The 6,133-nt window shown below is 56.7% G+C and carries 9 protein-coding genes and 1 tRNA gene; 7 read left to right on the forward strand and 3 right to left on the reverse strand.

Annotation, left to right across the window (positions count from 1 at the left end):
• Positions 1 to 99 precede the first annotated feature (99 nt).
• The 7 genes from HY696_13100 (at position 100) to HY696_13130 (ending at position 2,821) form a co-directional block, all read left to right on the forward strand.
• Positions 100 to 339, forward strand: a complete 240-nt coding sequence (locus HY696_13100; GenBank protein MBI4239339.1) for an AtpZ/AtpI family protein — start codon at positions 100 to 102, stop codon at positions 337 to 339.
• A 9-nt stretch (positions 340 to 348) separates the two neighbouring features.
• Positions 349 to 672, forward strand: coding sequence for an ATP synthase subunit I (locus HY696_13105; protein MBI4239340.1), 324 nt, complete (start codon positions 349 to 351; stop codon positions 670 to 672).
• A gap of 10 nt (positions 673 to 682) precedes the next feature.
• A complete protein-coding gene (gene atpB / locus HY696_13110) occupies positions 683 to 1,420 on the forward strand; it encodes a F0F1 ATP synthase subunit A (GenBank protein ID MBI4239341.1) in 738 nt (245 codons plus the stop codon).
• Between the two features lie 59 nt (positions 1,421 to 1,479).
• A complete protein-coding gene (gene atpE, locus HY696_13115; protein MBI4239342.1) occupies positions 1,480 to 1,776 on the forward strand; it encodes an ATP synthase F0 subunit C in 297 nt (98 codons plus the stop codon).
• A 55-nt stretch (positions 1,777 to 1,831) separates the two neighbouring features.
• Positions 1,832 to 1,905: transfer RNA gene (locus HY696_13120), tRNA-Arg, on the forward strand.
• Between the two features lie 143 nt (positions 1,906 to 2,048).
• Positions 2,049 to 2,402 carry a four helix bundle protein gene (locus tag HY696_13125; GenBank protein ID MBI4239343.1) on the forward strand — a complete coding sequence of 118 codons (354 nt, stop codon included), beginning with the start codon at positions 2,049 to 2,051 and terminating at the stop codon, positions 2,400 to 2,402.
• A 26-nt stretch (positions 2,403 to 2,428) separates the two neighbouring features.
• Positions 2,429 to 2,821 (forward strand): VOC family protein, encoded by a 393-nt coding sequence (locus HY696_13130; protein MBI4239344.1) that lies wholly within the window; start codon positions 2,429 to 2,431, stop codon positions 2,819 to 2,821.
• A 222-nt stretch (positions 2,822 to 3,043) separates the two neighbouring features.
• Here HY696_13130 and HY696_13135 read toward each other — a convergent pair whose 3' ends face one another.
• The 3 genes from HY696_13135 to HY696_13145 all read right to left on the reverse strand — a co-directional run bounded on the left by HY696_13135 (position 3,044) and on the right by HY696_13145 (position 5,952).
• Positions 3,044 to 3,277 (reverse strand): hypothetical protein, encoded by a 234-nt coding sequence (locus tag HY696_13135; protein MBI4239345.1) that lies wholly within the window; start codon positions 3,275 to 3,277, stop codon positions 3,044 to 3,046.
• 54 nt (positions 3,278 to 3,331) lie between these two features.
• Positions 3,332 to 4,936 (reverse strand): VWA domain-containing protein, encoded by a 1,605-nt coding sequence (locus tag HY696_13140; protein ID MBI4239346.1) that lies wholly within the window; start codon positions 4,934 to 4,936, stop codon positions 3,332 to 3,334.
• Between the two features lie 491 nt (positions 4,937 to 5,427).
• Positions 5,428 to 5,952: a sigma-70 family RNA polymerase sigma factor gene (locus HY696_13145; protein MBI4239347.1), complete on the reverse strand. Its 525-nt coding sequence runs from the start codon at positions 5,950 to 5,952 to the stop codon at positions 5,428 to 5,430.
• Positions 5,953 to 6,133 lie beyond the last annotated feature (181 nt).

The raw sequence follows: 6,133 nt of genomic DNA on the forward strand, positions 1-6,133 counted from the left end.
GCGATGGAAGCGTTTATGATAACAGTATTGAGTCGGATAACAAACAGGTTTTTTCCCTATATCTCTTGCGTTGTTGCGTGGCCGTGACTAAGGGGAGCCATGGCCGATTTACCGAGCGAGCAACGCAAGGGACTGCTCTGGATGGCCGCCGGTTTTGAATTCGGTGGATTGGTGATCGGTGGCGTGGTCCTCGGGTGGTGGCTGGATCAACGATTTGCGCTGTCGCCGTGGGGAATCGTGTCGGGATTATTGCTCGGATCGAGCAGTGCGTTTTATCGACTGTGGATGATCCTGCAGGCCACGAATCAAGGGCCTCGTCGGTCCGATGGAGGAAAGTGAATGTTGCGGATGGCAGCAATTCTAGTTGGCCTCGTTGTGGCCGGCAGTGTGGGGCTCGGCTCGGCCAAATTCTCCTTGTCAGTGCTGGGAGGCGGTGTTATGGGCCTCGCGAATTTGTGGCTCTGGCAGCGGATTGTGGCCGGCATGGTGGGCCGCCAGCAAGGGCGGACGGTTTCGATGGCGGGGGTAGTGACCCAATCCTTCATGAAGGTCGTCGGTCTCCTCGCGGTTTTTCTGCTCGTCTTCCGTTCACCGCTGGATCTTTGGGGCGTCGCGCTCGGATTCGGGGTCACGTTGATCGGGCTGTTGGTTCACGGGCTCAGACAATATTAAGGATAGCGGCATGGTCTTGAGTAGCGGGCACGATTTTGGCTGGATCCCCTGGATCGCGGAGCGGGTGCGTGGTGTCCCCATCACCGACATGACGGCGGCCCTCCTAATGGCTGGGGTAGTCGGCCTGCTGTTGTGCCTGCTCGCATTGCGCATTGGGCGCCGCGTACGGAATCCCGAGACGTATTTAGTTCCCGACCGGCGTGTCACGCTCACCGCGCTATTCGATGCCGGCGTCGATTGGTTGGCGGGCTTGGCTGAAGAAGTCATGGGCGCGCAGGCCAAGCGGCATCTCCCGTTTTTGGGATCGGTTTTTTTCTATATCCTGATCTCCAATCTGTGCGGCTTGATCCCCGGATTCCTCCCGGCCACGAGTAATTTGAACATTAACCTGGCCATCGGGTTTTCGGTCTTCTTTTACTATCATTATATGGGCATCCGGGCGCATGGCGTCGGACCATATTTGAAACACTTTGCCGGGCCGTTGATCTGGATCGCGCCGCTCTTTTTCGTGATCGAATTGGTCAGCCACGTCGTGCGGCCGCTTTCGCTCTCGATCCGGCTCTTTGGCAATATGACCGTCGACCACGCCGTACTCGGTGTGTTTACTGAGCTCACGAAAGTCATCATCCCGGTCGCGTTTTTGGGGTTGGGACTCTTCGTCTGTTTGGTCCAGGCCTTTGTGTTTACACTCTTGAGTATGGTGTATATCGCGCTCGCGGAAGCGCATGCGGAAGAATCTCACCACTAACTACCCAACAGAAAAGGGGGAATCATATGAAGCGGAAACTGACCGCACTCGCAACCTTCATGGCGACCATGTGCATGGCCGTGGTGGCCATGGCCGAAGAGACCGGCGGCGTGGCCGGCGCGACCAGTAAAGGGCGTGGCTTTGCGATCCTGGGCCTGATGATCGGGATGGGACTCGCCACGTTCGGCGGATCGCTCGGCCAAGGCAAGGCCGCCGCATCGGCGTTGGAAGGGATTGCACGCAATCCCGAAGCCGCCGGAAAAGTCCAGACCCCGATGATCATCGGCCTCGCGCTGATCGAATCGTTGGTCCTGTACAGCCTCCTCGTCGCGCTCTTGCTGCTCGGGAAGGTATAAAGGCGAAGCTGTTTTGAAATAGGCAACATCATGGGCACGCACCCCGTGCCCAATCGCGCCCGTAGCTCAATTGGATAGAGCATCAGACTACGGATCTGAGGGTTGGGAGTTCGAATCTCTCCGGGCGCGCAGAAAATTTGGCGCAGACAAATTTTCCCCGAAGAACGAAAAACGTCAACGAACTACGGAAGTTATGTGGTTCTTCGTGAGTTCGAATGCGCCAAATTTCGTTCACGTTTTTCGTAATTCGTTCTTCGGGACAAGAAGTCGCTATGAGTCAATTCGCCTTTGAAAATCTTGATGTTTATAAGCGGGCTTTGGTTTTTTCTAAAAAGGTTCTTACGATCACCAAAGAAATCAAAGGCCAGTACAGTTGGTGCGATCAACTCAACCAAGCCGCTACAAGTATCACTCTCAATCTTGCCGAAGGTTCTGGCCGTTGGCACACCAAAGACAAAGCTAATTTTTATTTCATATCTCGTGGCTCAGCGTTCGAATGTGTACCGCTAATCGAACTTGGTTTTGAATTGGGATTGATTGCTGAGATTCAGAAAACAGAATTACGAGATGACCTTCAGGCTGTTTGCCAAATGCTTACAAAACTTGTTCAGAGCTTGAAGATCTGAAATCATGATTTCTAGAGTGGGAATCTATGCAGTTACTTGACCATGTCTCAATTACTGTACGTCAGTTAAAAGTCGTGAAGCCTTTCTATATGGCAGTAATGTCGGCCCTTGATGCTTGTATAGCATACGATCGTGAGGATGCGTTGGGTTTTGGAGAAAGAAACCGTCCTCATGATGACGTTCATACCTATTTAAGTGTATATGAATCAGCATTGGCGCGATCTGATCCACGGCGTCACTGGTGCATGCGTGCTGCTTCAGAAGCGAAGGTCGATATGTTTCATGCCGCTGGTTTGTCCTCAGGTGGAACAAGTGACGGTGCTCCAGGGATTCGACAATATCATTCTGGATACTATGCTGCATTTTTGCTTGATCCTGAAGGTAATCGTATTGAAGCCGTTTTTCATCATGCCCTATAGCGCTGACAAGGTACACGCCAACTCGGCGCACGCAGTTATAAAAACGTCCAGTTGGGCGCGCAATGATTTTCCGCGAGGAAAATCGCCCTCTATTTTCCATTCTTCTATTTTCTGAAGTCCTGTGCTGTATCGGGGGCGAAAAATCGAGAAAATAGAAAATGGAGCATGGAAAATAGAGGTTTTCAAAATTGAGCAAATTGAAGCTTCAGTAACATTACTCCCCTACTCCCCTAAGAGATAACGGCGGGCAGCGGCTTCCATAATGGCGGGCGTCGTGAGCTCGGTTTTCAGTTCCAATGCGCGACAATCCAGCGGAGCATGGAGGTGCAGCGTCGTTGTGCCGGCGGGCGCTCGCAGCGGTGGTGCCAGGCGCGGATGGGTCAACGGAGCGGCTATCCAATCACGTTGGGGTCGGGCGAGTGGTCCCAAGATGATTGCGGGATCGATCCGTGCCATGCGTCATTATATATATCGGCAGAACGGGGGAAAAAGTTGCTCCATCCGGCGGCATTACTGTCCCTTCGGGGCATCCGTATTCATCGTCAGTCGCTTCGCTGCCGTCACCAGTTGCAGAAACTCTTGGCGATAACCATCCGGATCGTTGCCTTTGGCGCGGGCGGCGAGTTGGGCGACGGCGTCGAACGTGAGTGTCCCGAGATGCGGCGACTCGCGCAGTAGCATCCCGAAACCGGCGACACTGGCGGCGAAGCGGAAATCTTCGGTGGCTTGTTCGAACAGCTGTCCGCCATCGGTAACCGCCACGTCGATCAGTTGACTGCTGCTGCCGGCCGGTTCTTTGTAGCGGAGCTTCACGGTCAGCAGTTCCCCGCTGTTGGTGGTGGCCGCTGTCGGATCGACCGGCGGCGTTTGGTATTTGAGAGGATCGACGCCGGGCAGCGCCAGCGGTACACCGACCGGCACGACATCGTAGAAGGCCGTCACGGTGTGCCCTTCGCCGATTTCACCGGCGTCTTTGGTGTCGTCGTTGAAATCTTCGTTACGCAGCGCGCGGTTTTCGTAGCCGATTAAGCGATACGCCGCGACCTTCGTCGGATTGAACTCGACTTGAATCTTCACGTCTTTCGCAATCGTGTTCAGCGTCGCGTGCATTTCCTTCACTAACACCTTCCGCGCTTCGTTCAGCGAATCGATATATGCGTAATTGCCGTTCCCTTTGTCGGCGAGTTTTTCCATCCCGGCGTCGTTCAGATTCCCTTCGCCGAATCCGAGCACGCTCAAGAACACGCCGCTCTTCGCCTTCGCTTCAATCAGTCGCACCAAATCGCCGTTGTTGGTGACGCCGACGTTGAAGTCGCCGTCAGTGGCGAGGATCACGCGATTATTCCCATCTTGAATGAAGTGGTTGAGCGCAGTCCGGTATGCGAGCTGAATGCCTTCGCCGCCGTTTGTTGAACCGCCCGCCTCGAGGTGATCCAATGCGGCGAGGATCTTTCCCTTTTGATTGCCGGGCGTGGACGGGAGGACGGTCCCGGACGCCCCGGCGTAGACGACCATCGCGACGTGATCATCCGCCGTCAACTGTTGTGTAAGTAGCCGGAGCGACTGTTTCAGCAGCGGGAGTTTATTCGAATCTTCCATCGAGCCGGAGACGTCGATCAGGAAGACGAAGTTGCTGTGAGGACGCGCGCGGCGCGGCAGGACTTTGCCTTTCAGTGCGACGCGCACCAGCCGATGCGACGGTTGCCACGGGGCGCTGGCCACTTCGACATGCGTGGCGAATGGCGCGGCGTCCGTTGGACCGGCGTAGGCATATGGAAAATAGTTCACCAGTTCTTCAATCCGGACGGCATCTTTGGGCGGCAAGGCCCCATCGCGCAGCCAGCGGCGCATATTCGCATAGGCGGCCGTATCGACGTCGATCGAAAATGTGGACAATGGGTTGTTCGCGACACTCATGAATGGGTTGTCGCTGATATGGTCGTACGTTTCCGTGTTGAACGGTGGTCGGGCGCTCTGTACGGGCGACAACATATCGTCCACTTCACCATCCATGCGACCCAAGTCCGCCGCGGCGTTGCCGGCGCCTTTACTCAGCATCATTTGGCGACCGACTGCGCTGGGCATCGGCGGAGGCGCGAGCGGCTCCGTTGGCATTATTTCGGTCTCTGGTTGAGCGGCGGCAGTCCGTTTGTTGTCCACATCGCTGCCAGCCGGCGATTCTTCATGCACGGCATGTTCTTTGCCGGGCGTCGTCGTCACGGGACTGGGAAGTTGCGGTTTCGGTTCGACCAATCCGCGATCCAACAGATCAGGTCGACTCACCAGCACGCCGATGAACAGGCTGGCCGCAAGCGCCAGCCCGCCCACCACGCGACCGGTAGTGGGGTTCAGCGCGCGACGCAGTCGCAAGGCGAGTGGCACGCGCGGACGGAATTGGGCCACCGTGGCGCGTTGCCCCGGTTGGAGTTCCGCTGAAGTCTCTGCCGCAAATTCCGTGCGCAGCGTATTGCCCAGTGCGCGAATCGTTGCGACGGCTTGTTGCGCTTCGGGATCGGTGCGCAACGCCGCTTCGACGGCCTGTTGTTCGGTGGCGTCGAGCTCGCCCAGCGCATACGCGGTCAAACGTGGATCCTGGATATCGAGTTTCATTGGACACCTCCCGGCTCCGTGCATTGGGTGCGTAATGCGGTCACTGCATGGTGCAACACGACGCCGACATGCGAGACGGTCATCCCGGTAATATGCGCGATTTCTTTGTAACTCAGGTCGTGTTGAAATTTGAGCCGCAGCACTTCTTGTTGTTGTTCGGGGAGCGCCGCCACGCATTGCAGCAGCCGACTGACCGCCTGTCGCTGTTCCACGGCCGTCGCCGGCGATGCGTCGGACGCGGGGCCGGTGTCGAGCGATTCGGGAGACATGATACCCATGCGACCTTCCTTTCGTCGTAGGTCGATCGCGAGGTTGCGGCAGACGGTGTAGAGCCACTCGGCCAACCGATCGCGCACCCGCGCTTCCGGCTGCGTCCAAAGGCGGAGGAAAACTTCCTGCACGATCTCGCGCGCCCGCTCCAGGTCCCCGGTCAGCCGCCGCGCATACGCCACGAGCCGTCGCTCATAGCGCGCTAGCGCCGCTGCCACCCAGGTCCCATGTTCCGCGTCCGCCTCGTGCATCGTCCCTTCCCTGCCACAGCCCGTATCGACCTGCTACCGGTATAACGGCCCAGTCGGGCATTTATTACGGAGCGATTTAATCTTCCTAGGTGAAATTCCTCGCGGCTTGCCGCGCTTTTTTTCCCCCTCTCCCTTTGGGGAGAGGGCTAGGGTGAGGGGGAGGATTACAAGATAGTGAGAG

The sequence above is a fragment of the Deltaproteobacteria bacterium genome (genome assembly GCA_016210045.1).
Lineage (GTDB): Bacteria > UBA10199 > UBA10199.

Bases quoted from the DNA above. Each gene is read 5' to 3' on its own strand.
- atpB (MBI4239341.1), top strand. From the start codon at position 683: ATGGTCTTGAGTAGCGGGCACGATTTTGGCTGGATCCCCTGGATCGCG.
- HY696_13105 (MBI4239340.1), top strand. From the start codon at position 349: ATGGCAGCAATTCTAGTTGGCCTCGTTGTGGCCGGCAGTGTGGGGCTC.
- HY696_13145 (MBI4239347.1), bottom strand. From the start codon at position 5,952: ATGCACGAGGCGGACGCGGAACATGGGACCTGGGTGGCAGCGGCGCTA.
- HY696_13130 (MBI4239344.1), top strand. From the start codon at position 2,429: ATGCAGTTACTTGACCATGTCTCAATTACTGTACGTCAGTTAAAAGTC.
- HY696_13100 (MBI4239339.1), top strand. From the start codon at position 100: ATGGCCGATTTACCGAGCGAGCAACGCAAGGGACTGCTCTGGATGGCC.
- atpE (MBI4239342.1), top strand. From the start codon at position 1,480: ATGGCGACCATGTGCATGGCCGTGGTGGCCATGGCCGAAGAGACCGGC.
- HY696_13140 (MBI4239346.1), bottom strand. From the start codon at position 4,936: ATGCCAACGGAGCCGCTCGCGCCTCCGCCGATGCCCAGCGCAGTCGGT.
- HY696_13125 (MBI4239343.1), top strand. From the start codon at position 2,049: ATGAGTCAATTCGCCTTTGAAAATCTTGATGTTTATAAGCGGGCTTTG.
- HY696_13135 (MBI4239345.1), bottom strand. From the start codon at position 3,277: ATGGCACGGATCGATCCCGCAATCATCTTGGGACCACTCGCCCGACCC.